General features: G+C 72.7%; 26 protein-coding genes and 2 pseudogenes. 16 read left to right on the top strand and 12 right to left on the bottom strand.

Translation table 11 applies throughout. The features are described 5' to 3' along the window. Nucleotide 1: 1 nt before the first annotated feature. Nucleotides 2-395: pseudogene (locus ACIBL4_RS01325) on the top strand (alpha/beta hydrolase); the annotation flags it as partial. 123 nt (nt 396-518) lie between these two features. Next, nucleotides 519-1,709 carry a CaiB/BaiF CoA transferase family protein gene (locus ACIBL4_RS01330; protein WP_399405277.1) on the top strand — a complete coding sequence of 397 codons (1,191 nt, stop codon included), beginning with the start codon at nt 519-521 and terminating at the stop codon, nt 1,707-1,709. A 19-nt stretch (nt 1,710-1,728) separates the two neighbouring features. On the opposite strand, the gene ACIBL4_RS01335 is transcribed toward ACIBL4_RS01330, so the two are convergent. Both ACIBL4_RS01335 and ACIBL4_RS01340 read right to left on the bottom strand, forming a co-directional pair. After that, the gene (locus ACIBL4_RS01335; RefSeq protein ID WP_399405279.1) at nt 1,729-2,706 is read right to left on the bottom strand and encodes a TerC family protein; all 978 of its coding nucleotides are present in this window, start codon (nt 2,704-2,706) and stop codon (nt 1,729-1,731) included. 83 nt (nt 2,707-2,789) lie between these two features. Beyond that, nucleotides 2,790-3,434: a phosphoribosyltransferase gene (locus ACIBL4_RS01340; protein ID WP_399405281.1), complete on the bottom strand. Its 645-nt coding sequence runs from the start codon at nt 3,432-3,434 to the stop codon at nt 2,790-2,792. A gap of 272 nt (nt 3,435-3,706) precedes the next feature. Between ACIBL4_RS01340 and ACIBL4_RS01345 the strand changes: the two genes are divergently transcribed. Next, nucleotides 3,707-4,951 carry a polysaccharide pyruvyl transferase family protein gene (locus ACIBL4_RS01345; RefSeq protein ID WP_399405283.1) on the top strand — a complete coding sequence of 415 codons (1,245 nt, stop codon included), beginning with the start codon at nt 3,707-3,709 and terminating at the stop codon, nt 4,949-4,951. A gap of 36 nt (nt 4,952-4,987) precedes the next feature. Continuing rightward, nucleotides 4,988-6,427: an FAD-dependent oxidoreductase gene (locus ACIBL4_RS01350; protein WP_399405285.1), complete on the top strand. Its 1,440-nt coding sequence runs from the start codon at nt 4,988-4,990 to the stop codon at nt 6,425-6,427. Between the two features lie 12 nt (nt 6,428-6,439). Here the strand turns inward: ACIBL4_RS01350 and ACIBL4_RS01355 are convergent, their stop codons facing one another. Continuing rightward, complete coding sequence (locus ACIBL4_RS01355; RefSeq protein ID WP_399405287.1) at nt 6,440-7,096, bottom strand: dienelactone hydrolase family protein; 657 nt, start codon at nt 7,094-7,096, stop codon at nt 6,440-6,442. Between the two features lie 146 nt (nt 7,097-7,242). Here ACIBL4_RS01355 and ACIBL4_RS01360 point away from each other — a divergent pair, with 146 nt between their 5' ends. Genes ACIBL4_RS01360 through ACIBL4_RS01375 form a run of 4 tightly spaced genes read left to right on the top strand, consistent with a single transcriptional unit; the run spans nt 7,243 to nt 10,524 of the window. Further along, nucleotides 7,243-8,274 (top strand): GlxA family transcriptional regulator, encoded by a 1,032-nt coding sequence (locus tag ACIBL4_RS01360; protein WP_399405289.1) that lies wholly within the window; start codon nt 7,243-7,245, stop codon nt 8,272-8,274. Then, nucleotides 8,271-8,873: a DJ-1/PfpI family protein gene (locus ACIBL4_RS01365; RefSeq protein ID WP_399405292.1), complete on the top strand. Its 603-nt coding sequence runs from the start codon at nt 8,271-8,273 to the stop codon at nt 8,871-8,873. The genes ACIBL4_RS01360 and ACIBL4_RS01365 overlap by 4 nt, the downstream gene beginning before the upstream one ends. Nucleotides 8,874-8,928: 55 nt before the next feature. After that, nucleotides 8,929-9,384, top strand: coding sequence for an archease (locus tag ACIBL4_RS01370; protein ID WP_399405294.1), 456 nt, complete (start codon nt 8,929-8,931; stop codon nt 9,382-9,384). A gap of 33 nt (nt 9,385-9,417) precedes the next feature. Then, on the top strand, nt 9,418-10,524 hold the full coding sequence (locus tag ACIBL4_RS01375) for a CapA family protein (protein ID WP_399405296.1): 1,107 nt from the start codon (nt 9,418-9,420) through the stop codon (nt 10,522-10,524). A 586-nt stretch (nt 10,525-11,110) separates the two neighbouring features. Here ACIBL4_RS01375 and ACIBL4_RS01380 read toward each other — a convergent pair. Next, nucleotides 11,111-12,130, bottom strand: a complete 1,020-nt coding sequence (locus ACIBL4_RS01380; RefSeq protein WP_399405298.1) for an RNA polymerase sigma factor RpoD/SigA — start codon at nt 12,128-12,130, stop codon at nt 11,111-11,113. Nucleotides 12,131-12,237: 107 nt separating this feature from the next. Between ACIBL4_RS01380 and ACIBL4_RS01385 the strand changes: the two genes are divergently transcribed. Further along, entirely contained in the window at nt 12,238-12,690 is a 453-nt protein-coding gene (locus ACIBL4_RS01385) for a YbhB/YbcL family Raf kinase inhibitor-like protein (protein WP_399405300.1), read from the top strand. A gap of 155 nt (nt 12,691-12,845) precedes the next feature. After that, entirely contained in the window at nt 12,846-14,114 is a 1,269-nt protein-coding gene (locus ACIBL4_RS01390; protein WP_399405302.1) for an MFS transporter, read from the top strand. 62 nt (nt 14,115-14,176) lie between these two features. Here ACIBL4_RS01390 and ACIBL4_RS01395 read toward each other — a convergent pair whose 3' ends face one another. Then, nucleotides 14,177-14,605, bottom strand: coding sequence for a VOC family protein (locus ACIBL4_RS01395; protein WP_399405304.1), 429 nt, complete (start codon nt 14,603-14,605; stop codon nt 14,177-14,179). A 268-nt stretch (nt 14,606-14,873) separates the two neighbouring features. On the opposite strand from ACIBL4_RS01395, the gene ACIBL4_RS01400 reads away from it, so the two are divergent. After that, nucleotides 14,874-15,248: an SH3 domain-containing protein gene (locus tag ACIBL4_RS01400; protein WP_399405306.1), complete on the top strand. Its 375-nt coding sequence runs from the start codon at nt 14,874-14,876 to the stop codon at nt 15,246-15,248. Between the two features lie 52 nt (nt 15,249-15,300). Next, nucleotides 15,301-15,678, top strand: a complete 378-nt coding sequence (locus ACIBL4_RS01405) for a peptidase M23 (protein ID WP_399405308.1) — start codon at nt 15,301-15,303, stop codon at nt 15,676-15,678. A 62-nt stretch (nt 15,679-15,740) separates the two neighbouring features. On the opposite strand, the gene ACIBL4_RS01410 is transcribed toward ACIBL4_RS01405, so the two are convergent. After that, nucleotides 15,741-16,190 carry a hypothetical protein gene (locus ACIBL4_RS01410; RefSeq protein ID WP_399405310.1) on the bottom strand — a complete coding sequence of 150 codons (450 nt, stop codon included), beginning with the start codon at nt 16,188-16,190 and terminating at the stop codon, nt 15,741-15,743. Nucleotides 16,191-16,332: 142 nt separating this feature from the next. On the opposite strand from ACIBL4_RS01410, the gene ACIBL4_RS01415 reads away from it, so the two are divergent. Beyond that, on the top strand, nt 16,333-16,476 hold the full coding sequence (locus ACIBL4_RS01415; RefSeq protein ID WP_399405312.1) for a hypothetical protein: 144 nt from the start codon (nt 16,333-16,335) through the stop codon (nt 16,474-16,476). Here ACIBL4_RS01415 and ACIBL4_RS01420 read toward each other — a convergent pair. From ACIBL4_RS01420 to ACIBL4_RS01435, 4 genes are all read right to left on the bottom strand, one after another. After that, nucleotides 16,464-18,029: a serine/threonine-protein kinase gene (locus tag ACIBL4_RS01420; protein ID WP_399405314.1), complete on the bottom strand. Its 1,566-nt coding sequence runs from the start codon at nt 18,027-18,029 to the stop codon at nt 16,464-16,466. The genes ACIBL4_RS01415 and ACIBL4_RS01420 overlap by 13 nt on opposite strands. Further along, nucleotides 18,026-18,829: a serine/threonine protein kinase gene (locus ACIBL4_RS01425; protein WP_399405316.1), complete on the bottom strand. Its 804-nt coding sequence runs from the start codon at nt 18,827-18,829 to the stop codon at nt 18,026-18,028. Before ACIBL4_RS01425 ends, ACIBL4_RS01420 begins: the two co-directional genes overlap by 4 nt. Nucleotides 18,830-18,916: 87 nt before the next feature. Beyond that, the gene (locus ACIBL4_RS01430; protein WP_399405318.1) at nt 18,917-19,654 is read right to left on the bottom strand and encodes a class I SAM-dependent methyltransferase; all 738 of its coding nucleotides are present in this window, start codon (nt 19,652-19,654) and stop codon (nt 18,917-18,919) included. A 14-nt stretch (nt 19,655-19,668) separates the two neighbouring features. Next, the gene (locus ACIBL4_RS01435; protein WP_399405320.1) at nt 19,669-20,676 is read right to left on the bottom strand and encodes a hypothetical protein; all 1,008 of its coding nucleotides are present in this window, start codon (nt 20,674-20,676) and stop codon (nt 19,669-19,671) included. A gap of 369 nt (nt 20,677-21,045) precedes the next feature. Here ACIBL4_RS01435 and ACIBL4_RS01440 point away from each other — a divergent pair, with 369 nt between their 5' ends. Further along, a complete protein-coding gene (locus ACIBL4_RS01440; RefSeq protein WP_399405322.1) occupies nt 21,046-21,495 on the top strand; it encodes a spore-associated protein in 450 nt (149 codons plus the stop codon). Between the two features lie 139 nt (nt 21,496-21,634). On the opposite strand, the gene ACIBL4_RS01445 is transcribed toward ACIBL4_RS01440, so the two are convergent. After that, nucleotides 21,635-22,996, bottom strand: a complete 1,362-nt coding sequence (locus ACIBL4_RS01445; RefSeq protein WP_399405324.1) for an APC family permease — start codon at nt 22,994-22,996, stop codon at nt 21,635-21,637. A gap of 157 nt (nt 22,997-23,153) precedes the next feature. Next, nucleotides 23,154-23,693 carry a phenolic acid decarboxylase gene (locus ACIBL4_RS01450; protein WP_399405327.1) on the bottom strand — a complete coding sequence of 180 codons (540 nt, stop codon included), beginning with the start codon at nt 23,691-23,693 and terminating at the stop codon, nt 23,154-23,156. Nucleotides 23,694-23,800: 107 nt separating this feature from the next. Between ACIBL4_RS01450 and ACIBL4_RS01455 the strand changes: the two are divergent. Beyond that, nucleotides 23,801-24,100 (top strand): annotated as a pseudogene (locus ACIBL4_RS01455) (AMP-binding protein); the annotation flags it as partial. A 227-nt stretch (nt 24,101-24,327) separates the two neighbouring features. Beyond that, nucleotides 24,328-24,525: a hypothetical protein gene (locus ACIBL4_RS01460; RefSeq protein WP_399406599.1), complete on the top strand. Its 198-nt coding sequence runs from the start codon at nt 24,328-24,330 to the stop codon at nt 24,523-24,525. Nucleotides 24,526-24,620 lie beyond the last annotated feature (95 nt).

Raw genomic sequence — 24,620 nt, forward strand, 5'->3', positions numbered from 1 at the left:
CATGTTCCCGCCCCCGTCCGACCCGGAACTCGCCGGAGCCCTGGAGCTGATCAAGGACATGATCAGCCCGGGTCTCACCCTGGACGAGATCGCCGAGGTGCGCCAAGGCCCGGGTATACAGCTGCTGGCCGACATGGACCTGACGATGGGCGGGACGCTCGAGGTGGAGGACCGGCGGGTCCCCGGGCCGCAGGGCGAGCCCGACATCTCGCTGCTGATCTGCCGGCCGGCCGCTCCGGCGAGCGCCTGGGCGCGGCCCGTCATCTACCACGTGCACGGCGGCGGCATGGTCATCGGGAACAACCGGGTCGGCGTCGACGTCCCGCTGGCGTGGGCGCAGGCCCTGGAACGCGGTGGTGGTGTCGGTGGAGTACCGGCTGGCGCCGGAGTATCCCGGCGTCAGCGGCCACACGCCAGCAAGCCGCGTCACCAACCTCTCCGGACAGCACGCCTAGCCGCCGTCCGGCTGGGAGAGACTGTCCGGGTGCCGTCCGGTACGAGGTTCAGGAGCATGAGGCATGAGCGTGCAGCGGTATCCCCTGGCCGGGGTCACGGTGGTCAGCCTGGAGCAGGCCGTGGCCGCGCCCTACGCCACCCGGCAGCTCGCCGACCTCGGCGCCCGTGTCATCAAGGTGGAGCGGCCGGGCGGCGGCGACTTCGCCCGCCGGTACGACACGACCGTGCACGGCCACTCCAGCTATTTCGTGTGGCTCAACCGGTCCAAGGAGTCCCTCACACTGGACCTCAAGGATCCGCGGGGCCGCGAGATCCTGCACGAACTCCTGGACGTCGCCGACGTGTTCGTGCAGAACCTCGCCCCGGGCGCCGCCGGCCGGCTCGGTCTGGACGCCGCCACCGTCACCAGCCGCCGCCCCGGTCTGATCCCGTGCACGATATCGGGCTGGGGCACGACCGGCCCCTGGGCCGACCGCAAGGCCTACGACCTGCTCGTGCAGTGCCAGACCGGGCTGGTGTCCCTGACGGGAACCCCGGAGGGGACCGCCCGGACCGGGATCTCCGTCGCCGACATCGCCGCCGGGATGTACGCCTACAGCGGCATTCTCACGGCCCTGTACACCCGCGCCGTCACCGGCGAGGCCCACCCGGTGGACGTATCCCTGTTCGAGGCGCTGGCGGAGTGGATGGGCCAGCCCGCCTACTACACCCGGCACGGCGGCACCCAGCCCCCGCGCCTGGGCACCCAGCACGCCACCATCGCGCCGTACGGGACGTACGAGGCCGCCGACGGCAAGGAGGTGCTGTTCTCCATCCAGAACGAGCGGGAGTGGGCGGCCCTGTGCGCCGAGTTCCTCGGCCGGCCGGAGCTGGTCGGCGACCCGCGCTTCGCCACCGCGTCCGACCGGGTCGCCCACCGCGAGGAGCTCAACGCGATCGTCGCCGCACGCTTCGCCCGCTCAGGTTCCGAGGAGATCCTCAAGGACCTGGAGGCCATCGGCATCGCCTGCGCCGGGGTCAACGACGTCGCCGCGTTCCTGGACCACCCGGTGCTGGCCGCCCGCGGCCGCTGGACCGAGGTCGGGGTGCCGGGGGCGACGGTGGAGGCCCTGCTCCCGCCGGCCGACCTCGCGGGCCTGCCCGCCCGGATGGGCCCCGTACCGGCGGTCGGCGAGCACACCGGGGCGATCCTCGCCGAGCTGGGCCGCACCGACGAGGAGGTGGCGGCCCTGCGCGCGGACGGCGTCGTCTGACGCCCTCGGCCGGGAGAACCTACCGGGACCCGGTGATGCGCTCCGCCTCCTCGGCCTCCTGCTTCTTCGAGGACCGCAGGCTGGTGATCGTGGTGACGGCCAGGACCAGCACGATGAAGGTGAGCGAGAAGGGGATGCTGATCTCGGGCACGTGGACGCCCGACTCGTGCAGGGCGTGCAGCACCAGCTTCACGCCGATGAAGCCGAGGATGATCGACAGGCCGTAGGAGAGGTGGACCAGCTTCTTCAGCAGGCCGCCGATGAGGAAGTACAGCTGGCGCAGGCCCATCAGGGCGAAGGCGTTCGCGGTGAACACGATGTACGGGTCCTGAGTGAGGCCGTAGATCGCGGGGATGGAGTCGAGGGCGAACAGCACGTCGGTGGAGCCGATGGCGAGCATCACGACCAGCATCGGCGTCATGATCCGCTTGCCGTTCTCGGTGATGAACAGCTTGGTGCCGTGGTAGCGGTCGGCGACGCCGAAGCGCTGCTCCGCCATCTTCAGCAGCTTGTTCTCCTGGTACTCCTCCTCGTGGTCCTGCTTGCGGGCGTCCTGCATCAGCTTCCAGGCGGTCCACACGAGGAAGGCGCCGAAGAGGTAGAACACCCAGGAGAAGGCGGAGATGATCGCCGCGCCGGCCGCGATGAAGACGGCCCGCAGCACCAGGGCCATCACGACCCCGACCATCAGCACCCGCTGCTGGTACTGCGAGGGCACCGCGAACTTCCCCATGATCAGGACGAACACGAAGAGGTTGTCGACGCTCAGCGACTTCTCGGTGATGTAACCGGCGAAGAACTCACCGGTGGGCCCGCTCCCACCGAAGTACCACAGCCCCAGCCCGAACAGCACGGCCAGGACGATCCACACCACCGTCCACGTCCCGGCTTCCTTCACGGACACGTCATGGGGCTTGCGGCCGACGAAGAAGTCGACGGCGACGAGCACGCACAGAGCTGCCACGGTCAGCAGCCACACGGAGAGGGAGACGTTCACTGGTGCTCCTGTTGCAGATGTGGGGATGAACATCGTTGTCCGTCGTGGCTGATTTCCGCCACACCTGTCAGGTGAACAATCGATCACAGTTGCGCGTGCAGCGCGTCCAGGACGTCCTGGTCCGTCAGCTGGTCGAAGTTCTCGTACCAGAGGCCCACGGCCATGAACGCGGCCGGCTGGTACAGGCAGACCACCTCGTCGGCCTCGGCGCGCATCAGCTCGGCCGCCTCCGGGGAGCACACCGGCGCGGCCAGCACCACCCGTTCGGGCGCCTGACGGCGGACGAACCGCAGCGCGGCCCGGGCCGTGGAACCGGTCGCCAGCCCGTCGTCGACCACGATCACGGTGCGTCCGCGCAGGTCGGGTGCGGGACGGCCCTGCCGGTACAGCCGCTCTCGGCGGCGCAGCTCCTCGCGCTCCCGCTCGATGACGGGCGCGAGGGCGGCCTCCCGCAGGCCCAGGTGGCGCATGGCGTCCTCGTCGAGGAGCGGCACCTCGTCCCCGGCCATCGCGCCGACGCCGAACTCCTCATGGGAAGGCGCCCCGATCTTCCGTACGACCAGGACGTCGAGCGGGGCGTCCAGTGCCGCGGCGACCTCGCGCGCCACGGCGACCCCGCCGCGGGGCAGGGCGAGGACGAGTGGATCGGGCAGCGCCCCCTCGCTCTGCCGCGTGCGCAGTGTTTCGGCCAGTTCCCGGCCGGCCTGCCGACGATCACGGAACCGCATGACGGTCACCTCTGCTTCCCGCGCGGAGAGGGCCCTTCGCCGGTCCGGCTCCCGCGTACCCCCCGCCCACCGGACGATGCACACCTCGCCTACCGGACAATGCGCACCTTCCGGACCTCCGTCACACTCGGAACGCGGGGTGTTTCCGGCGGTGCGGCGCAGGCAACCCGTGCCCGTGCGGCACGGACCGCACGCACGGGCACGGCCCTCCCGCACCACCGGCGCAGCGCACCAGTCCACCGAGCAGACTCCGACGCGACGGGAGCACCCGGATGACCACTGCCCCTTCTCATCCGCAGCCCGCCCGGACGGGCCCGCGCATCGGCGTGCTGGGTTCGTACGGCGGCTTCAACATCGGTGACGAGTCGATCCTGACCTGCGTCCTGCGCTGTCTGCGCACCCAGCGGCCCGGAGCCCGGCTGGTCGTCTTCAGCCGGAACGCCGAGCACACCCGGGCCCATCACCCCTCCGCCGACGAGGTCGTGGACTGGGAGGGCGTCAGCCGCAACCACGTCCTGGACGCGCTGGCCTCGCTGGACGTGCTGGTCCTGGGCGGCGGCGGGCTGCTCTTCGACGGCGAGGCGCGCCGTTATCTGCGCCTGGTCCGGGCCGCCCAGGAGCGCGGCATCCGCACGTTCGCCTACGCCATCGGCGCGGGCCCGCTGCGCGAGGCCGACGACCGGGAGGCCGTGCGCACGGTGCTGGCGGACATGGACGACGTCGTGGTGCGCGACGAGGAGTCCAAGCTGGTGCTGGAGGAGGTCGGTGTCGAACGCGACGTCGTGGTCACCGCCGACCCGGCGCTGCTGCTGGAGCCGGAGCCGTTCACCGACGAGATGATGCGCCACGAGGGCGTGCCCACCGACTCGCGCCTGGTGGGGATGTCGGTGCGGGAGCCGGGCCGGGCGGCCGAGAAGCTGGACGAGGGCGACTACCACGCGCTGCTCGCCGACGTCGCCGACTTCCTCGTCCGCAGGCTGGACGCGCACGTGGTGTTCCTGCCGATGGAGCGGCACGACGTGCGTCACGCGCACGCCGTGCTGTCCCACATGACCGCCCCCGACAAGGGACGGATCCTGCACGGCGCGTACAGCCCGGGGCAGGTGCTCGGCTTCATGCGCCATCTGGACCTGGCGGTCGGCATGCGCCTGCACTTCGTGATCTTCGCGGCGCTCTCCGGGCTGCCGGTGCTGCCGCTGCCCTACTCCGGCAAGGTCTTCGACTTCGCACGCCGGATGGGCGCTCCGGCCCTGGTGGGCGTGGCGCGGGAGCAGGCCGGGCTGCTGCTGGCCGAGGTGGACCGGCTGTGGGACGAGTACCCGCAGCGCCGGGAGGAGCTGCACTCCCGCGTCCGGGAGCTGTCCACGCAGGCCCTGGAGACCTGCGCACGCTGCGGAGTCCTGCTGGACGAGGTCGACGGCGGCACGGAGGCGGCCATCGGCACCGCTCCCCTCCTGAACACGCAGGCAGAACCACCGCATCCGCCCAGTGCCGAACCCCGTCCGCTGGGCGTGTGACGCCGACGCCGAGGCCCCGCCCGCGGGAGGACACCGATGCCGATCCTTCAAGAACCGCGCGAGCCCCGCACCGTCACGTTGCCCGAACGGCCCGCCCAGCACGGCGGCCGGACACAGGTCCTGGTGGTCGGCGGCGGCCCGGCCGGGTTCGCCGCCGCGGTCGCGGCGGCCGACGCCGGGGCCGAGGTCGTCCTGGTGGAGCGCTACGGGTTCCTCGGCGGCAACGCGACCGCGGCCCTGGTCATGCCGCTGATGTCGTTCCACAACGAGCACAAGCAGGCCATGTTCACCGAGGATGGGGACGAGGCCCGGCTGCTGCCCACCGACCACGGCGAGGGCGAGCCGGTCGTCCAGGGCGTGCTGTGGCAGCTGCTGGACCGGCTCATGGGCCGCGGCGGCTGTCTGAAGCCCTCCCCCAGGACCGGGTACACGGTCCCCTTCGACCCGGAGCTCTTCAAACTAGTCCTGCTCGAGATGATGGACGAGGCGGGCGTGCGGATGCTGTTCCACGCCTTCGCCTCCACGGCGCTGCGCCTGGACGACGGCTGGCGTGTGGTGTTCGAGACCAAGTCGGGGCCGGTGGTGATCGACGCCGACGTGGTCGTGGACGGCACGGGCGACGGCGACGTCGCGGCGGCCTGCGGGGCGCCGTACGAGATCGGGCGGCCGGAGGACGGGCTGGTGCAGCCGATGACGCTGATGTTCCGGGTCGCGGACTTCGCGCGGCCGGACTTCGCGGCGTACGTGCGGGAACACCCTGACCAGTGGCGCGGGGTGCACGGCCTGTGGGACCTGGTCGAGGAGGCCCGGGCGGACGGTGATCTGCGGCTGCCGCGCGAGGACATCCTGTTCTTCGCGACGCCGCATCCGCGCGAGGTCAGCGTCAACAGCACCCGCGTGAACAGGGTGCTCGGCACCAGCGTGTGGGACCTGACGCGGGCCGAGTACACCGCCCGGCGCCAGCTCGCGGAGATCGACCGCTTCCTGCGCACCAGGGTGCCCGGCTTCGAGGAGTCGTACGTGGTGCAGAGCGGCACGCACATCGGCGTCCGGGAGACCCGGCGCGTCGTCGGCGACTACCACCTCACCGGCCACGACATCCTGGCCGCCCGCCGCTTCCCGGACGTCGTCGCGCACGGCGCCTACCCGGTCGACATCCACAACCCGCGCGGCTCGGGGACGGTCCTGAAGCGGGTGCCCGCGGGCAGCTTCTACGACATCCCGCTGCGCTGTCTCGTGCCGAAGGGCACGGAGCGGCTGCTGGTGGCGGGCCGCTGCATCTCGGGGACGCACGTGGCGCACTCGTCGTACCGGGTCATGCCGATCGCGATGGCGACCGGGCAGGCGGCCGGCGTGTGCGCCGCGCTGACCGTACGGCATGGGCACGGGCCGCGGGGTGTGCCGTACCGGCTCGTGCAGCGTGAACTGCTGCGGCAGGGCGCCCGGTTGCGCATCGATGTGCCGGTGAGCGGCTGACGCGGGCCGCCGTCAGCCCGCCGCGGTCCTCAGCTGGTCGTGGCACCACAGCCGGGCCACCTCGGTGACCTGGTCGAGCGTGCCCGGCTCCTCGAACAGGTGCGTGGCGCCGGGCACCACGTGGAGGGTGTGCGGGACGTGCAGCCGCCGGGCCGCTTCCTCGTTGAGCCGCAGCACATGCTGGTCCCGGCCGCCCACGATCAGCAGCACCGGCGCCCGGACGGCCTCCAGGGCGTCACCGGCGAGGTCGGGCCGCCCGCCGCGCGAGACGACCCCGGGCACCCGGTCGGGCCGTTCGGCGGCGGCGACCAGGGCCGCGCCCGCGCCGGTGCTGGCGCCGAACAGGACGACGGGCAGACCCCGGGTGCCGGGCGACTGTGCCAGCCAGTCGATGGCGGCCACCAGCCGGCGGCCCAGCAGGGGGATGTCGAAGCGGAGCTCGGCGGTGCGGAGGTCCAGCCGCTCCTCCTCCTCGGTGAGCAGGTCGATCAGCAGGGTGCCTAGCCCGGCGGTGCGCAGGCCGGCGGCGACCTCGCGGTTGCGGGGGCTGTGCCGGGAGCTGCCGCTGCCGTGGGCGAACAGCACGACCGCGCGGGCGGCCGGCGGCACGGTCAGATCGCCGGTGAGCGCGGCGCCGCCGACGGGCACGGTGACCGTCTGGGAGATCATCGCGGGCCTCCTCTCCCCCGGTTCGCTCGTCCTGCCGCCCGCCTACCCACCCTGCGGCGGCCGTCCCGCTCACAGGCCCCGCATGGCGCGATCCGTGGGGTGCGTGTCGTTGACGCCATACCCGGGGCCGGAGGAGCGTGGAGAGCATGACGTCCCGCCGTATCGTCTTCGTCGTCTTCGACGGCTTCCAGCCGCTCGACCTCACCGGCCCGCACGAGGTGTTCCACAGCGCGGGCGACGACTACGTCTGCGAGGTCGTGGCGCCCCGGGCGGGCCCGGTCAGGTCGCTCAGCGGGCTGCTGGTGCACGCCGGGCACGGCGTGGCGGACCTCGGCCCGGCCGGGATCGACACGCTGGTGGTGGTCGGCGGCCGGGGTGTCGACCGGGCCCGGCAGGACGAGGCGCTGGTCTCCTGGATCGCCGCCGCGGCGGCCGGTGCCCGGCGCGTGGCCTCGGTGTGCAGCGGGGTGTTCCTGCTGGCGGCCGCGGGGCTGCTGGACGGGCGCCGGGTCACCACGCACTGGGCCCGCGAGGAGCAGTTGGCCCGGGAGCACCCCGAGGTGCGGGTGGACTGCGAGCCGATCTTCGTGCGGGACGGGCCGGTGTGGACGTCGGCCGGTGTGACGGCCGGGATGGATCTGGCGCTCGCCCTGGTGGAGGATGACCTGGGCCGGGACGTGGCGCACGCGGTGGCCCGCCGGCTGGTGCTGTTCCTGCGCAGGCCGGGCGGCCAGTCGCAGTTCAGCGTGGCACTGTGGTCACGGCAGCCGACGACGGACCCGGTGCGGGCCGCCGTCACCGCGATCCACGCCGATCCGGGCGCCCGGCACGACATCACCGGCCTCGCCGCGCACGCCGGACTGAGCCCACGGCACCTCCAGCGCCGTTTCACCGCCGAACTGGGCGTGCCGCCGGCCGCGTACGTCGAGCGGGTGCGCGTCGAGGCGGCCCAGCGCGCCCTCACCGAGGGGGACGAACCGGTCGAGGCCATCGCCCGCCGCTACGGCTTCACCACCGCGGAGACCCTCCGCCGCACGTTCCACCGCCGGCTCGGCACCGCGCCGTCGGACTACCGCGCCCGCTTCCGCTCCACCGCGGAACCCGCCGACGCGCACCACGTCGCGTCCGCGGTGGACAGGAACGCTCACCACGTCTCACAGAAAGGGGAACCCGTATGACGACATACGGCCTGCTGGTCTTCGAGGACGCCGAGGAGCTCGACTTCGTGGGGCCCTGGGAGGTCTTCACGGTCTCCGCCATGCTCCTCGGCGGCGCCGACTCGGCCGTGCTCGTCGCCGAGCACCCCGGCCCCGTGCGCTGCAACAAGGGCCTGCGCGTCCTGCCCGACCACACCCTCGGCGACCATCCGCCGCTGGACGTGCTGCACGTCCCGGGCGGCCGGGGCGCGCGCGAGGCGCAGCTGAACAACCCGGTGGTCACCGACTGGATCGGGAAGACGGCGGAGCGGGCCGCGTGGGTGCACGGCGTGTGCACCGGCACATTCCTGTTGCACGCCGCGGGTACCGCGCACGGGCGGCGGGTGGCCACGCACTGGAGCCAGGAGGACACCCTCGAGGCACGCGGCGACGTGACGGTCGTCCGGGACGTCCGCTACGTCGTGGACGGCAACCTGGTCACCAGCCAGGGCGTCTCGGCCGGTATCGACAGCGCGCTGTGGCTGGTGGGGCGGCTGCACGGCCGGGACCACGCGCGGGCCGTGCGGCGCTACATCCAGTACGACCCGGCGCCGCCGTACCTCGCGGACGAGCCCGTCTGATCTACCGCCTGGCCGGTCGCTGCATGGGTGGGGCAGCCTCGGGCAGTCGATGTTCATGGGCGGTGACAGGGGCGACGACGGGCAGGGACGGCAGGCGGGCGAGTGCGGGCACCGGGCGGTGCCGCATCCGGAGAACATCCGGATCGAGGCGTGGGCGTCGTGCCGGGAGCACTGTCTGGCGGAGGCCGTCCTGGCGATGGTGGAGTGCTTCGCGGACGTCTCCGGTGTGCGTCCGACCGCCGTGGACCGGGTGCGGCTGGCCGAGGCCAGCGACGACGACCTGCTCGCCTCGCTGTTGGACGAGGTCATCTTCCGGCTGGAGGTGTACGGCCAGGTGCCGGTGGACGTGGAGGCGGACGAGGCCGACGGCGGGCTGGACGTACGGCTGGCGGTCGCCGGCCTCGCGGACGTGGAGATCACCGGGGCGGTCCCGAGGGCGGTGGCGTGGGACGAGCTGCGGATCGGGCCGGGCCCGTACGGGTGGTCCTGCGCGGTGACGGTCGACGCCTGACCCCGCCGTCCGGGGTGCGCCTACCGTGGAGGGGTGGGCGGCGGCGTCGTGACGCTGTTCCTGTGCGGTGACGTGATGCTCGGGCGCGGCGTCGACCAGATTCTGGCGCACCCCGGTGATCCGGCACTGCGGGAGGCGTACGTCGAGGACGCGCGGTCCTACGTCCGGCTGGCGGAGTCGGCGCACGGCCCGGTGCCCGCGCCCGTCGCTCCGTCCTGGCCGTGGGGCGAGGCGCTGCGCGTGCTGGAGGAGGCCGCCCCGGACGCCCGGATCGTGAACCTGGAGACGTCGGTGACGTCCGCGGACACGTTCGCCCCGGACAAGGAGATCCACTACCGGATGCACCCGGCCAACCTGCCCGCCCTGGCCGTGGCCCGGCCCGACGTGACCGTCCTCGCCAACAACCACGTTCTGGACTTCGGCCGCCCCGGCCTGCTGGAGACGCTGGACGCGCTGGCCCGGGCGGGTCTGCGGACTGCGGGTGCGGGTCGTGACGCCGAGGAGGCGTACGCGCCCGCCGTGATTTCCCTCCCCGGTGGCCGCCGGCTGCTGGTCTTCGCCCTCGGCGCGCGCTCCAGCGGCATCCCGTCCGGCTGGGCGGCGACGGCGGGCCGGCCCGGTGTGGCGTACGTGCCCGAGCTCTCGCCCGCCGCGGCCGACACCGTACTGCGGCACGTCCGGCGGACCCGCCGGGCCGGTGACCTGACGGTCGTGTCCGTGCACTGGGGCACGAACTGGGGGTTCCGCGTGTCCCGCGAGCAGGTCCGTTTCGCGCACGGCCTGGTGGACGGCGGGGTCGACGTCGTCCACGGCCACTCCTCGCACCACCCCCGCCCGCTGGAGGTGTACCGGGACCGGCTCATCCTGTACGGCTGCGGTGACTTCATCGACGACTACGAGGGCATCACCGGCTACGAGGAGTACCGCGACGACCTGCGCCTCGCGTTCCTCGCCTCGGTCGAGGCGGACAGCGGGCGACTGGCGGGCCTGCGCATGGTCCCGTTCCGCGCACGCCGGATGCGCCTGGAGCGAGCGTCCGGCGCGGACCGCACGTGGCTGCGGACGACGCTCGACCGGATCAGCGGCGGGGTGGGGGTGACGCCGGCACCGGACGGCTCGCTGACGCTGACGGGCGGGTGAACCGGAGGTGGCGGCTCGGCTGGCCGCGCAGGCAGGGCCGCGCGCGGACGAACCGGCGGCAGCTCAGGCGACCGGCGGGACACCGCCCCGCGCGGATGGCCGGGGGGCAGCTCGGGCGGCCGGTGGGGGCGCCGCCCGGCCCGGATGGCCGGGGGCAGCTCGGGCGGGGTGGGGCACCGCCCCGCCCGGAGGCCGGGGGCAGCTCAGGCGACCGGCGGGACACCGCCCCGCCCGGATGGCGGCAGCTCAGGCGGCCAGTGGGGGCGCCGCCCCGGGCGGATGGCCGGGGGCAGCTCAGGCGACCGGTGGGACACCGCCCCGCGCGGATGAACCGGCGGCGGCTCGGGCGGCCGGTCGGACAGCGCCCGCGGGCGGATGAACCGCCGACGGCTGACCGACCGCCGACCCGGCCACCGGACCACAGCGCCGTCAGCCAATGGACCCGGGGGGCGGCTCCGCTGCTCGACCCGGCAGCCGCCGGCGGAGAACCGGTGGCGGCTCGCCCGGCCACCGCACAGCGCCGTCAGGCGGCGAGACCGCAGTCGGCTCGACCGGCCGGCCCAGCAGCCCCCGCGTGAGTCGGAGGTCAGCCTGCCCAGGCCATCAGGCGGTCACGGTTCTCCGGCGCCCGTAGGCGGGCGAGGGACTCCTTCTCCAGCTGGCGTACCCGTTCGCGGGTCAGGCCGACGCGGCGGGCGACCTCGTCGCGGCTGCGGGTGTGGCCGTCGTGCAGGCCGTAGCGGAGGCTGAGGATCATGGCCTCGCGGGGCGCGAGCGTACCGACGGCCTCGCGCAGTTCCTCGGCGAAGGCCTGGTACTCGGCGACCTCCGGGGCCTGGAGCACCTCGGTGTCGGGGATGAGGTCGCCGACGACGGTCTCGCCGGTCTCGTCCACGGGCGTGTCCAGGCTGACGGCCTGCCGGCCGGCGCGGCGCAGCCAGCCGATCCTGTCGGCGGCGAGGCCGCTCTCGCGGGCCACTTCGTCGACGCTCGGTTCGCGGCCCAGGTCGAGCTGCAGCCGCCGTTCGATCTTGGCGACCTTCTGGAGCTGCTCGACGACGTGCATCGGCAGCCGTACGGTGCGCGCGTGCGCGGCCAGGCCCCGCTCGATCGCCTGGCGGATCCACCAGGTCGCGTACGTGGAGAACTTGAAGCCCTTGGTGTGGTCGAACTTCTCCACGGCCCGGATCAGCCCCAGGTTGCCCTCCTGGATGACGTCCAGCAGGGGCAGCCCCCGGTGGGCGTGCCGTTTGGCCATCGACACCACGAGCCGGAGGTTGGCCCGGACCATGTGGTCCTTGGCGGCCTGCCCGTCCCGTGCGGCCTCCTCCAGCTCTCCGCGCCGCTCCGGCGCGAGGTCGATCTCACCGGAGTCGGCCCGTTCCAGTTCCTCCAGCGCCCGCACGCCGGCCTGCATCCGCCGGGCCAGCCGGACCTCGTCCTCCGCCGTGAGCAGCGGTGTCGCCGCGATCTGCGTGAGGTACTGGCCGAGGAGGTCGGGCTCCTCGTCGGGCTCGGGGATGCGGGTGCGCAGCCGTGCGGTGCGGGCGGGGGCGCGGCGGTCCTCCCGGGCATCCGCCGCGCGGTCATCTGCCAGGGGAGACATGCTCGTGGCCTCCGTCCCCTACTTCGTTCGGGAAGAGTCTCGGGTACCCGGGGGAAACGGCCGTGAACCGTGTGTCCGGGTGGTTCGCCGGGGGTACCCCGGGCCACATGACCGGCATCGAACTGCGCAGCGACGCGTTCAACGACCACTCCTTCATCGCGCGCCGGTACGCGTACGAGGGACCGAACGTCTCTCCGCCGCTGACCTGGAGCGGCGTACCGGACGACGCGGCCGAACTGGTCCTGCTCTGCGAGGATCCCGACGCCCCGTCGGGCACCTTCGCGCACTGGGTCGTCGTCGGCATCGACCCGCACAGCGACGGCGTCGAGGCCGGGCACTGCCCGCCGGGCGGCACGGAACTCGTGAACGGCTACGGGCAGCGGGGCTGGGGCGGCCCGCACCCTCCGCCCGGGGACGACGCACACCGCTACTTCTTCCGGCTCTACGCCCTGGCCGAGCCGTGCGTCCTGCCCGACGCGCCCCGCGCGGACCAGGTGCACGAGGAGGTCGAGAAGCGCCGTATCGCGGACGGCACGCTGGTGGGTCTCTACCAGCGCTGAGAAGGCCCGCGTACGGGACCGTCCGCCACCCGTGACACAACCGATCGTTGTGGCACGGGTGAGGGACGGTTGTTTGCCCGGGCGCCCCGCCGCCCGCTTGGATGGCTGCCGGTCAACACCGGGTTGTCCGCGGGAGCTGGGGGTGTGCGCCGGGTATGGCGGGCAGGCGGTCGCTGGGGCGGCGGTTCGGGTGGCTGTGGGGCGCGTACGCGGTCAGCACGGCCGGCACATGGCTCGCGTTCGACGCGTTCGCGCTGCTCGCGGTCCTGGTGCTGGACGCCGGCCCGACGCAGGTGTCGCTGCTGGCAGCGGTGGGACCGGCGGTCGGCGCGGCCGTGTCGGTGCCGCTCGGGCCGTGGGTGGAGGTCCGCCGCAAACGCCCGGTGATGATCGCGACGGACCTGGTCCGGTGCGCGGTGCTGCTGAGCATCCCCGTGGCGTACGCCCTGGGCCGGCTGAGCTTCGTACAACTGCTGCTGGTGTCGGTGGCGGTCGCGGCGGCCGACATCACCTTCAACGCGGCGGCCGGGGCGTTCCTGAAGGATCTGGTGCCGCGGCGGGACCTGCTCGTCGCGAACGGCCGGTTCGAGGCGACGACCTGGACGGCCAGCATGGTCGGGCCGCCGCTGGGCGGGGCCGCGATCGGGCTGTTGGGCCCGGTGACGACCGTGGTGGCCGACGCGGTGAGCTATCTGCTCTCGGCGTTCGGGCTCCGGGCGATGGGCGGCGAGGAGAAACCCCCGGTGCGCCCCGCGGCCGGCGGGACCCGGCCCCGGGCGGGCGACCTGCTGGAGGGCTGGCGGTACATCCTGGCCGACCCGGCGCTGCGCCCACTGTTCTTCAACACGGTCCTCGCCAACTCCCTGATCCTGGCGGCTTCCCCGCCGCTCATGGTCCTGATGGTCGGTGAGCTGCGGTTCGCCCCCTGGCAGTACGCGCTCGCCTTCGCGGTGCCCTGCACGGGCGGCCTGCTCGGCTCACGTCTGGCACCACGGCTGGTCGCGCGGTGGGGCCGGCACCGCGTCCTGATCACGGCGGGGGTACTGCGGGCCTGCTGGTCGCTCGGGCTGGCCTTCGTCGGCCCCGGTGCGGCCGGGCTGGCGCTGGTCATGGTGGTCGAGTTCGGGCTGATCACCTGCTGTGCGGTATTCAATCCGGTGTTCGCCACCTACCGCCTCGACCGGACCCCCGCCGACCGGGTCACCCGCACCCTGGCCGCCTGGTCGGCCACCGGCAAGGCCACGACCGCGGCCGTGACCGCCCTGTGGGGCCTGGTGGCCCACCTGACCGGCCCCCGTACGGCCATCGCCCTCGCCGGTGCCTTCCTGCTCTTCACGCCCGTCCTGCTCCCCCGCCGCGACCAGGGACCGACGGGCACCGGCGGTCCCGAGCCGGCTCCCCTCGCCCTGAAGGACGATGCCTGAACGGCCGGCCCCGGGGCCGGGGGCAGCTCGCCGGTCGGCGAACGCCCCCGGCCCGGGCCGGCTCAGATCGCCCCGGGCACGTCCTCCGTGACGCCGTTCAGCGGTGAGGACGGGTCCGCGCCGTACGGGCGGGTGATGATCTCCAGGCCGTGGCCGGCCGGGTCGAGGAAGTACACGCCCCGGCCGCCGTCATGGCGGTTGATCTTGCGCGGGTGGTTGCCGTGCGGGTCGGCCTGGATCGGGATCCGGGCCGCGACGAGCCGGGCGAGGGCCTCGTCGAACTCGTCCTCGGAGACGAGGAACGCGTAGTGCTGCATGGGGATGTCGGCGTCGATGGTGAGGAAGTCCAGCGTGACGCCGTTGGTGGTCGTCACCGGCAGGAACACCCCGGCCGGTGCCCCGACCTCCAGACCCAGGATCTCCGCGAGAAAGCGGGCGGACTTCTCCCGGTCACGGGACAGGACGATGGTGTGGTTGAACTCGACAGACACGGTTGAATGCCTCCATGGGCATCTTCGCGGCGCCTCCATGCCTCACCCGGCCGGTGACCGACACGCGATGCCGCGCGGTGGATCGTAGACAGCGGCGGGTGTGGTCGTCGAGCGGTTTTCGGCCGTATCGCGCGGCTCCCGTCCGGCAGCCCAAGTGCCCGCGCCCGTCCCCCTGTTGTCCCACGCGACCCTGACAATGTCAGGGACCGCGTCGCCCCTGCTCTCCCTACAGTTCTGAGCGTCGGCCACACCTCAGGGGGAACTCGACATGTGCACTCGCATCTTCGCCAGGGCCGCGCTCCTCGGCGCCGGGGCGCTCGCACTGCTCGGCCCGCTCACCGCGGGGACCGCGACCGCGTCCGCCGCCGGCGAGCAGGGCGGCGCCCGCGTCATGGCCGCGCCGTACGCGGTCGTGCCGTACGAGACCGTCAACGTCCGCTATCGCCCGGGCACTTCCTACGGAATCCTCGCGACCGTTCCGGCGGGCCAGCCGCTCGGCGCCTACTGCTGGACCCGCGGCGAGCGCATCACCGACAACGGCTACTCCAACGACGTCTGGGTGAAGCTCCTCGAGGGCTACGTCAGCGCCGTCTACCTCAAGGGCGACGAGTACGGCGGCCTGCCGGCCTCGGCGCGCTGCTGACCCGGACCATGACCACGCCCGACCACACCATCGTCCTACGGGGGACAGACACATGAAGCGAATGATCAGCCGTACCGCCATGGGCCTCGCCGTGGCCGCGCTCGCCGTCGGCGGTCTCGCCACCACCGCCCAGGCGGTCCCGACTGCCGCTGCCAACGGCGGCGACCCGACCCTGACCGACGTCTACGTCTGGGCCACCGACGTCAACCTGCGGCAGCAGCCGACCTCCGACTCCCCTCGTCTCGCGGTCCGTTCGCAGTGGTGGGCGGACGCCGTGTGCCAGACGCAGGGCCAGACCGTGCGCGACCCGGCCGTCGGCACCAACAACTGGTGGACGGCGGTCCAGGAGTTCGCCGGCAGTGACATCGCCTGGGTGAACAACCTGTACATCCGGGGCGGCCAGAAGATCGCGGGAGTCCCGGACTGCTGACGCGCCATGCGCCACAGGGGGCGGACCGGAGCACCGGCCGCCCCCTGTGGCGTGTGCGCGGCTCAGTACCAGCCGGTCTGGGTCAGGTCGTGGCCGTCGCACGCGAGCAGGGCGCGCGAGACGCGGCCGTTGAGGTTGTTGCCCATCTGCGTGTAGGCGTAGGTGATGCCGGAGTCGACGGTCTCGGAGACCCAGCCGTCGACCCGTCCCACGCCGCTGTCGGAACGCTGGAGTACGGCGGCGCAGCCGGGCCGGGAGTTCTCGATCCGGGCGAAGGAGCCGCACTTGTCGGAGTAGAAGTACTTCAGGGCCATGCCTTCGGCGTACTTGGTGGCCCCGATCTGCCGGAACGTGCCCGAGCAGTAGTTCGTGGTGGGGTACTGCCCCTCATTCCCGTAGGCCCCGTAGTTACCGCCCGAGTGCGGCGCGGCGTGGGCGGTGGTCGGGAGAAGCGCCATCACCGCGGCGGCGCCCCCGGCGGCCAGCAGTGTCCTGAGCGATCGGTGGCTCATGAGCCCCCTCTTTCGTGTGTGTCGGCGGATGTCGTGGTCGTGCGCGGGCGGGCCGGCGGTCCGGCCGGCGCATCGCTCACTTGGGTGACCGTACGGACGGCACCAGGCCGGCGACACCTGACATTTATCAGGGTCGACCCAAGTGGTCAGCGTGCCGCCCTACACCAACGAGTGGTGGGCCTATCTGCCCCAGTACGGCGGCTACATGTCCAACATCTACATCAGCTCGCCCGGCAACCGGCTGCCGGACGTCCCGGAGTGCGGCTCGGGAGGTCAGCGCTCGTAGGCGGCGAGGTAGCCCAGCACCTTGTCCACGTGCGGGCGTACCCGTGCGGGGACGCCGCCCTCCTCGATGACCGTGCGGTCGCTGGTGCGGTAGCCGGCCGCGACCAGCGCGGGCAGGTCCTTCTTCGGCAGTCCTTCCTGTTTGAAGCGCTGGTCGAGCCAGCACACGTACAGGCTCATGGTGGCGATCGCGTCCGGCGGCGACATGTGGTCCTTGTCGCCGTCCCCGTCGCCGTCCACCGCCCAGGCCCGGAACACCGACGGCGTCCACATGGCGATGCCGTACTCCTCGCTCTCCGGGCGGGCGGCGTTCACGTCGAAGCCGCTCTCGGCCTTGAGCAGGGCGGCGAGGAGGGCGGGGGTGATCTCCTCGTCGGTGCAGCGGTGGGCGGCGCGGGCGATGACGGGGCGCAGCGCCTGGGGGACGTCGGAGTCCTCCGGGATCTCACCGGGGGCGGGGCTGTGCGTGCCGGTGACGGGGGTGGGGGCGCCCCGGTCGCGGTCGTCGTCCTGGGTGTCGCCGAACCCGCCGAGGAGTGCCGCCCCGGCGAGTGCGGCGGCGGTCAGCACGGCGAGCCCGGCCGCCACGGCCGGCACCAGGCGCCGCCGGCTGGGGCGCGGACCGCGGGTGAGGTCCTCGACGCGGGCGGCGACGTCAAGGGCCGTGTGCGGGAGCCGGGTGGTGTGGTCGGGCGCCAGGCAGTCGGCGATCAGCCGCCGCAGGCCGTCATCGAGGCCGGCGTCGAGCCGCAGGGGTGCGGTGCCGCGCGCGTAGGCCTGGGCGGCGAGGGAGCGGGCCCGGGCCGTCGCGCCGGGGAAGGGGTGGAGCCCGCCGGTGAGCACCTGGTGGGCGAGGACACCGAAGGCCCAGATGTCGGCGGTGGGCCGGACGACGGCGCCCTGGGTGCCGGTGCGCTGGGACCACCACTCGGGCGGCAGGTGGTCGAGGGTGCCGAGCGGCGGCAGATGGGCGTGGGTGCCGTCGAGTTCGGCGGCCAGCCCGAAGTCCGCCAGCCACACCTGCCCGGCCGGGCCCAGCAGGACGTTGGCGGGCTTGAGGTCGCCGTGCACCCAGCCGGCGTCGTGCATGTGGGCGAGCCCGGCGGCGACTCCTCGCAGGACGCGGTCGGCGCCGTCGATCGGACCGCCGGTGGCGGCGGCGTCCAGGACGTCCTTCAGGCTGGCCTCGGCACGGTCCATGACCAGTGCGAACGCACCGTCCAGAGTGGGCAGTTCCGGTGCCTCGACGGTGCACACGGCGTGGGTCCGCACCAGGTGGGGGTGGTCGGCCTCGGCGCTGAACCGGACCTCCCGCTCGACGAGTTCACCGAGCGCGGCGCGCTGCCCGGGCCCGAGGGCGCCGGTCGGGAGCACCTTCACGGCCACGGGCGTGCCGTCGGCGACGGTGCGGGCCTCGTACACGGTCCCCCAGCCGCCGGAGCCGATGACCGCGCCCACCTCCCAGCCGTCGATCCGGAAACCCACCGGGAGGCGGGGCGGCCCGGGTATCTCCAGGTCGTCCGCCATGTCGTCCGGGACGCCGGGTCTCGTCATGCGCCGGCCTCCTGCGGCGTGGGGCGGCCGGCTGCGCGGGACGGCAGCAGGCCGAGGTGTTCCTCGCGCACCAGGCCGAAGCGCAGGGCGACGGAGGCGAGCCGGGAGCGCTTGGCTCCGGTGCGACCGCCGTCGGCTCCGGTCGCGGTCTCCTCGCCCAGGTCCAGGCGCAGTTTGGCGAAGGCCAGGTAGTCGATGTGGTAGTTGACGGCGGAGCGGGTCAGGTCCCGGCAGGACTCCAGCGGCCGCAGCCGCTCCACGATCTGCCCGACCCCGGGCAGCGCCGAGTCGGAGGGGTCGCGCAGCCGGGGTTCACACAGGGCCACGAGCACGAGGAAGTACTTCGACGTCGGGTCCAGGGCGAAGGGGTGGACGGTCAGTTCCCCGCCGCCCGGCGCGGACCGCTCGCCGAGGTAGGCGTGCTGCGGTGCGAACACCTTGAAGGCCGCGGTGCCGGACAGGGCGGGGAGCACCACGCGCGAGAACTCGAACGGCACGGGCGCGCCGAGCCGACCCGGGGCGACGGTCAGGTACTCGCCGGCTCCCTCCAGGTTCTCCACGACGTACGACACGCTGCGGCTGAAGTTGGACAGCCGCCAGTAGTCCCCGGCCGCCTCCAACTGCCCGGCGCGGCGCGAGATCCCGGGATCGGCCAGCATGATGCGCACCCCCGCCCCGCCGGGCGTACCGCGGCCGAAGTCGGCGATGTCCCCGGGCCCGAGATGGATCAGGTCGGGCCTGCCCGGCTCGTCCCCGCCGCACCGGGCGGGCCCGGGCAACTGCACGATGATGGTTTCCACGCGGACTCCCCCGCTGCCGACGCCCCCGATTTGGTCGCCAGGATTGTACGGGCGGACTCCCCCTACGCGGAGGCGGCAGGGCCCGCGTCAGCGGGCTGTTCGCGGACGCCGTGCGACGAACAGGAACTCCCGCCCCGGCCGGTCGGGCGCGTCGCGCACGCCCTCCACGGCATAGCCCTGCGCGACGAGTTCCGCCTCGACCTCGTCCCGCTCACGGAAGCGCAGTGTCGACTCCGACGTCAGCACCTGCCCGTCCGCGGCGAACACATAGGTCCAGCGGAACGTCACCAGCGGCCCGCGCACATCGAGCAGATCGACCCAGGACTCGACGTCGCCCACACCGAGGACGTCCGTCACGGCGTACGTCGCCTCACGGTTCCACTCCTCCCAGGCACGGCGGTCCGGCACCCGCGTCTCGAACACGAAACGGCCGCCGGGCCGCAGGGCCGTACGGGCCCCTCGCAGGGTCCTTCGCCAGTCCTCGGGATCGACGACCGCCTGGGCGGCGTTGCCCGTCATCGTGGCGAGGTCGGCGGTCAGGGGCGGGAGGGTCGTCGCATCACCGTGGATCCACCGCACCCGCTCGCCGCCCGGCTTGCCGCGGGCCACGTCCAGTGACGCGCCGGCGGGATCGACACCGACGACGTCGACGCCGCGTTCCGCCAGCAGCAGCGCGAACACGCCCGTGCCGCAGCCGACATCGAGCACCCGGCGCGCCCCGAACTCCTCCGCCATGCGCAGGTACGGTTCGAGATCGGCGCGGTCGGGGTCGAGCGGGTCGTAGACCGCGGCGAGCCGCGGATGCCGGAAGCACTCGTCTGCCATGCGTCCGAAACTACTCAGCCCAGGCAGATGACGAGCAGGCAGAGTTCTTTGGAGTTGGAGCCGGAACCGGAGTCCGAGGGCGGTGTCGCGGCCGGGGTGGGGCTCGCCGTGGTCGGGGTCGTGTCGGGGGACGTGGCCTGCTGCGAGTCCTTGCCGGTCCCGGCCGCGGGCGGGGTCGTCTGCTGCTCGGTCACCGTCGACGTGGACTCGCCGGCGCCGCCGGCGACGGAGTCCGGGACGCTGGTCCTCGGCTGCGTCGTCTTCGGCAGCTCGCGGGGTGCTGCGGCCGCGTCCGTCCGCGGGTCCGCCGGTGTGCTGCGAGGCGTGGTGGCCCGGGGCTTTTCGCGCTGCGAGGTGCGGTCGGCGTGCGGCGGAGTGGTGGGCGTGGCCACGGACCGCGCGGTGTCGCTCCGGGTGGACGCCGGTTCGGTGTACTCCGGCGCCCGACCGTCGGCGCCGCCCATGGCCGTGTCCCCGGGCGCCGCGGCCGACGGCACGCCGTTCGTCGAGTCGCCCTTCATGGCGGCGACGGTGAGGCCGCCTCCGACGAGCGCGACGGCGGTCGCCACGACAGCCCGGCGCTGGCTCTTCTTCCAGCGGGCCATCTGACGACGCCGTGCCGCGCGCCCCTGCTGCGGGGCCTGGTAGCCGTCGGTCGCGGCCTGCGGGGCGTCGTGTCCGTCGGACGGGTCCGTGGCCGGGGTCTCTTGGCCGCCGGACGAGCTGAAGCCCAGGGGCCCCTGGCCGTCGGACGGGTGGGCGCCGGGGCTCTCGTGGCGGCTGCCGGAGGATCCGGTGTGTGCGAGGGGCAGCTCCCGCGTGCCGGCGCGGTTCGTGTCCCACGCGCTGCCGTCGTCCCACAGGTTCTCGTCGCGCCACGCACCGGAGGCGGCCGGGTACTCCCATGCGGCCGGGCCGGTACGGCCGTCGGCGGCGGGGTCGATGTCCGGGGCGTAGGCGCCGCACCCCGGGCAGACCAAGGCGCCGTTGAGGTGCCGACGGCACGAGGAGCAGTAGTCCATGTGTGGTCTTCCCGATCTGGCTGTGTCGGCGGCTCGCCGGCCGCGACCTGGTCACGTTCGCACGTGGGATCGAGCCGTAACGCTAACGAGACTTTGGAAGGGGGATGTGCAGCATGTGTGACACCCCTGAGCAGATCCTCGGGATCTCGCGTGCGCTGTAAGCGACTCGTGACTAAACGCGGCGGAGCGTGGGCATCCTCGGGCCCCTGCCGCTCGACGCCACCCGGCCCCGGCCCGCCGAGCGGGATTCTCGCGCGCTCGCGCTCCCCAACTCGCCTGATTTTCCCGGGAACTGACGCACAACCCTTTGAGCGTCCGGCGGGTCACATCATGCAGGAGCAACCACTCGAAGAGTTGCAAGGGGGAAATATGCGATTCACCCGTTCCGTCCTGGCCGCTTCGGCTCTGGCGGCGCTGACCGTGGGGACCACGACCGCCCTGGCGTCACCCGCCTCCGCCGCGCCCAACACCACTCCGCAGAAGGTCTGCGGAAGCGCCTACAAGACCGTGAACTCGGCGGCCGTCGGCTCGCTGGGCACGGTCTACCTGACGTACAACGCCGCCAACGGGAAGAACTGCGTCACGACCATCCGCAACAACCCGGGCACCGCCGTGGACATGTCCGCATGGGTCTACGTCCCCGACACCGAGACGGGAGACTCGGACGAGGGGCGGTACACGTCCTACGCCGGACCGACCTACGTCTACGGCAAGGGCCACTGCGTCGACTGGGGCGGCAGCATCAACAACGTGTACGTGGCGGTCTACGGCTCCAACTGCGGCGCCAAGAAGGAACACCGGGTCACGTTCACCCGCTGACCGGGGCCTGACCACCCCGGACTGCCTCGAACCACCGTGAAACACCCCCAGCCGGGCCATCACGCTCCCGCCGCCGTCGCGCGGGAGCCGTGGTGGCCCGGTGCCGTTCCACGGGACACGGCCGAGCGGTCGTGACCCTTCACGCCTCGCCGCGTACCTTCAGCACGACCTTGTTGAGCACCCACAGCCCGATGCCGATGGCCACCAGCACGCCCGCCCGGATGTAGACCTCCGCGGGCCGGTCGGACAGCGGGCTGGCCAGGATCAGGGCGGTGATCGCGCCGAGCACCGGCAGGGCGGTCGGCGTACGGAAGTGCTGGTGCGCGACGCGGTCGCGGCGCAGGACGAGGACGGCGATGTTGACGACGGCGAAGACGCACAGCAGGAGGAAGGCCGTGGTGTCGCCGAGGCCCTCGATCTCCCCGGTGGAGACCAGGCCGATGGCGAGGAGCGAGACGAAGACGATGCCGACGACCGGGGTGCGGCGCCGGGGCAGTACGCGGCCCAGGGCACGCGGCAGGATGCGCTCGTTCGCCATGCCGTAGCAGAGGCGGGACGCCATCATGATGTTGATCAGTGCCGAGTTGGTGACCGCGAACAGGGCGATCAGGGCGAAGAGTTTGGGCGGGAAGTCGATCCCGCCGGCCTTGACGACCTCCAGCAACGGGCCGCTGGAGTCCTCCAGTACGCGGTAGTCGACGAGCAGCGAGGAGACCAGGGCGACCAGGACGTAGATGGTGCCGGTGACGGCGACGCCGGTGAAGATGGCGCGCGGGAAGGTCCGCACCGGATCCTTGGTCTCCTCCGCCATGTTGACGGAGTCCTCGAAGCCCACGAAGGCGAAGAAGCCGAGGGCCGTCGCCCCCAGCACGCTGGTGAGCAGCGCGTAACCGCTGCCCTCGGCCTGGAACTCACCGAGCCGGGAGGGTTCGCCGTCACCGGTCAGGACGGCCCAGGCGCCGATCGTGAGGATGACGAGCAGGCCGGTCAGTTCGACCACGGTGAGGACCACGTTGGTCTTCACGGACTCCGACACGCCCCGCAGGTTCAGGGCCGCCAGGGCGAGGATGAACAGGATCGCGACGAGGGTGGGCGGGAGGACGTCCGTGAACTCGGACAGGTAGTCGCCGCTGAACGCGCGGGCCGCCGCGCTCGCCGAGGACAGGCCCGAGCACATGACCATGAACGCGACGATGAACGTCAGGAAGGGGACCTGGAACGCCTTTTGGGTGTAGAGCGCGGCTCCGGCCGCCTTCGGGTACTTGCCGACGAGTTCGACGTACGAGGCGGCTGTCAGGATGGCGACGACGAACCCGATGACGAACGGCAGCCACAGCGCCCCGCCGACCTTTCCGGCGACCTGACCGGTGGTGGCGTAGATGCCGGTGCCGAGGATGTCGCCGATGACGAAAAGGATCAGGAGTCTGGGGCCTATGGCGCGCCGCAGCGGGGTGTCGTCCCCTCTGCCCGGCGCGGCGGTATCCCTGTCGGTTGTGGACACGAAAGCTCCCTGAGGCGTTCGATGGACACGGACCGGAACACCGTCTCCCTGCCCGGTAGGCCGGGAGTGATGCCTCGGTGTCCATCACTCGCCCCCGCGCGCTGCCTGAAGCGCCTTGGCGCGCCAGAAGTCCTTCGTGCAGGAGGACGCGTTGAGCTCAGTTGGTGCGGTCGGACCAGCCCGGCGGGAGGTCTCCGGGGGCCGTGGAGATGACCGTGTCGTCGTCGGGGCCGACGTACTCGAAGAGGGTGATCTTGGCGAATTCCGGGACGACGTAGATCGGATAGGTCGGGCCCTCGTCGCGGTACTTGCGCATCTCGTCGAGGTGGTCGTTCTGGTAGAGGACGGTGCGTTCGCCGTGTTCCTCGACCCAGCGCGGGAAGAAGATCACGCCGTGCAGGCGGCGCTTGCCGGGCATGACGTTGACGGAGACCGACGTACCGGTGGGCTCGTTCCAGGAGATCTTGTAGTGGTCGTCGTCCAGTTGGACGAGGTCGACCGGCTGGTCCTTGACCCAGCGGCCGCCCACCATGCCGGAGTGGATCCGGTAGTCGATGGTGGTCGGGTTCTTCACGTACATCTCGTACTGCCAGCCGTTGGCGTAGGTGTAGATGAAGCGGTGGCCGACGATCCCGGCGAGCTCCTGCGCGGGGACGGGGTTCTCGACGGTGGTCACGTGTGCTCCGTTGCTGGCCATGGGGGTACCTCCTTGCTGCCGCGCGTGTCACTGCGGCGGACCGTACGAGTAGCCCCGTTCGCATAGGCTCAACATCGTTGCGGCCCGAGGGTTCGGAAGGCGGAGACATGAGGCGTGACGAGCTGATACGGCCGGTGCCCGAGCTGTTACGGAGCCACGCCGAGGTGGCCGGGCAGCGGGTCGCCTACTCCGACTCCGCCCGCAGCGTCACCTACGCCGAGTTGGAGCGGCGCACGCGCTCACTGGCCGTCCACCTCACCCGGACAGGGCTGCGGCGCGGCCACCGGGTCGCGATCTGTCTCGGCAACCGCGTGGAGACGGTGGAGAGCTGCCTCGCCGTCCTGCGCGCCGGAATGGTCGGCGTCCCGCTCAATCCGCGCTCCTCCGACGCCGAGTTGGCCCACTTCCTCCAGGACAGCGGCGCGGCGTTCGTCATCACCGACGCCGCGCACCTCGCACAACTGCGGCGCCTGGGACCGCCGTACGACGGCCTGGGCGCCCTGGTCACCGGGAGCGGACCGGTCCCGGACGGCGCCCGGTCGCGTGCCAGTTCCTCGGCCGTACGGTGCTCGAACACCACTGCGGCCGACAGCCGGAGCTTCAGCGCCATGCTCAGCCGGTTGCGGAGCGAGCCGTGCGCCGCCTCCCCGACGCCGACGATCTGCGCAACCCCCTCTACGAGTCCGAGACGTTCCGGCAGGTGTTCCAGGAGGGAACCGTCCTGCAGGAACGGGGCCTGTTCGGCGGCCCGTTGGAAGCCGAGGCACCGCTGCGCCCCGGCGGTCTGGTGGCGTCGGAGGACGGGCTGGCCTGGGTCGACCCCGGGGCGTAGACCACTCGGGGTCCGCTCTGTCCGGCCGGACGGCCGCCCGCACGGCGCCCCTGGCCCTCCCTCGTCCCAGAAGGCCTGTTTTACGCCTGTCCCCC

Source organism: Streptomyces sp. NPDC050416 (assembly GCF_044458845.1).
Lineage (GTDB): Bacteria > Actinomycetota > Actinomycetes > Streptomycetales > Streptomycetaceae > Streptomyces.

Bases quoted from the DNA above. Each gene is read 5' to 3' on its own strand.
- ACIBL4_RS01330 (WP_399405277.1), top strand. From the start codon at position 519: ATGAGCGTGCAGCGGTATCCCCTGGCCGGGGTCACGGTGGTCAGCCTG.
- ACIBL4_RS01340 (WP_399405281.1), bottom strand. From the start codon at position 3,434: ATGCGGTTCCGTGATCGTCGGCAGGCCGGCCGGGAACTGGCCGAAACA.
- ACIBL4_RS01345 (WP_399405283.1), top strand. From the start codon at position 3,707: ATGACCACTGCCCCTTCTCATCCGCAGCCCGCCCGGACGGGCCCGCGC.
- ACIBL4_RS01350 (WP_399405285.1), top strand. From the start codon at position 4,988: ATGCCGATCCTTCAAGAACCGCGCGAGCCCCGCACCGTCACGTTGCCC.
- ACIBL4_RS01355 (WP_399405287.1), bottom strand. From the start codon at position 7,096: ATGATCTCCCAGACGGTCACCGTGCCCGTCGGCGGCGCCGCGCTCACC.
- ACIBL4_RS01360 (WP_399405289.1), top strand. From the start codon at position 7,243: ATGACGTCCCGCCGTATCGTCTTCGTCGTCTTCGACGGCTTCCAGCCG.
- ACIBL4_RS01365 (WP_399405292.1), top strand. From the start codon at position 8,271: ATGACGACATACGGCCTGCTGGTCTTCGAGGACGCCGAGGAGCTCGAC.
- ACIBL4_RS01370 (WP_399405294.1), top strand. From the start codon at position 8,929: ATGGGCGGTGACAGGGGCGACGACGGGCAGGGACGGCAGGCGGGCGAG.
- ACIBL4_RS01380 (WP_399405298.1), bottom strand. From the start codon at position 12,130: ATGTCTCCCCTGGCAGATGACCGCGCGGCGGATGCCCGGGAGGACCGC.
- ACIBL4_RS01385 (WP_399405300.1), top strand. From the start codon at position 12,238: ATGACCGGCATCGAACTGCGCAGCGACGCGTTCAACGACCACTCCTTC.
- ACIBL4_RS01390 (WP_399405302.1), top strand. From the start codon at position 12,846: ATGGCGGGCAGGCGGTCGCTGGGGCGGCGGTTCGGGTGGCTGTGGGGC.
- ACIBL4_RS01400 (WP_399405306.1), top strand. From the start codon at position 14,874: ATGTGCACTCGCATCTTCGCCAGGGCCGCGCTCCTCGGCGCCGGGGCG.
- ACIBL4_RS01405 (WP_399405308.1), top strand. From the start codon at position 15,301: ATGAAGCGAATGATCAGCCGTACCGCCATGGGCCTCGCCGTGGCCGCG.
- ACIBL4_RS01410 (WP_399405310.1), bottom strand. From the start codon at position 16,190: ATGAGCCACCGATCGCTCAGGACACTGCTGGCCGCCGGGGGCGCCGCC.
- ACIBL4_RS01420 (WP_399405314.1), bottom strand. From the start codon at position 18,029: ATGACGAGACCCGGCGTCCCGGACGACATGGCGGACGACCTGGAGATA.
- ACIBL4_RS01430 (WP_399405318.1), bottom strand. From the start codon at position 19,654: ATGGCAGACGAGTGCTTCCGGCATCCGCGGCTCGCCGCGGTCTACGAC.
- ACIBL4_RS01435 (WP_399405320.1), bottom strand. From the start codon at position 20,676: ATGGACTACTGCTCCTCGTGCCGTCGGCACCTCAACGGCGCCTTGGTC.
- ACIBL4_RS01440 (WP_399405322.1), top strand. From the start codon at position 21,046: ATGCGATTCACCCGTTCCGTCCTGGCCGCTTCGGCTCTGGCGGCGCTG.
- ACIBL4_RS01450 (WP_399405327.1), bottom strand. From the start codon at position 23,693: ATGGCCAGCAACGGAGCACACGTGACCACCGTCGAGAACCCCGTCCCC.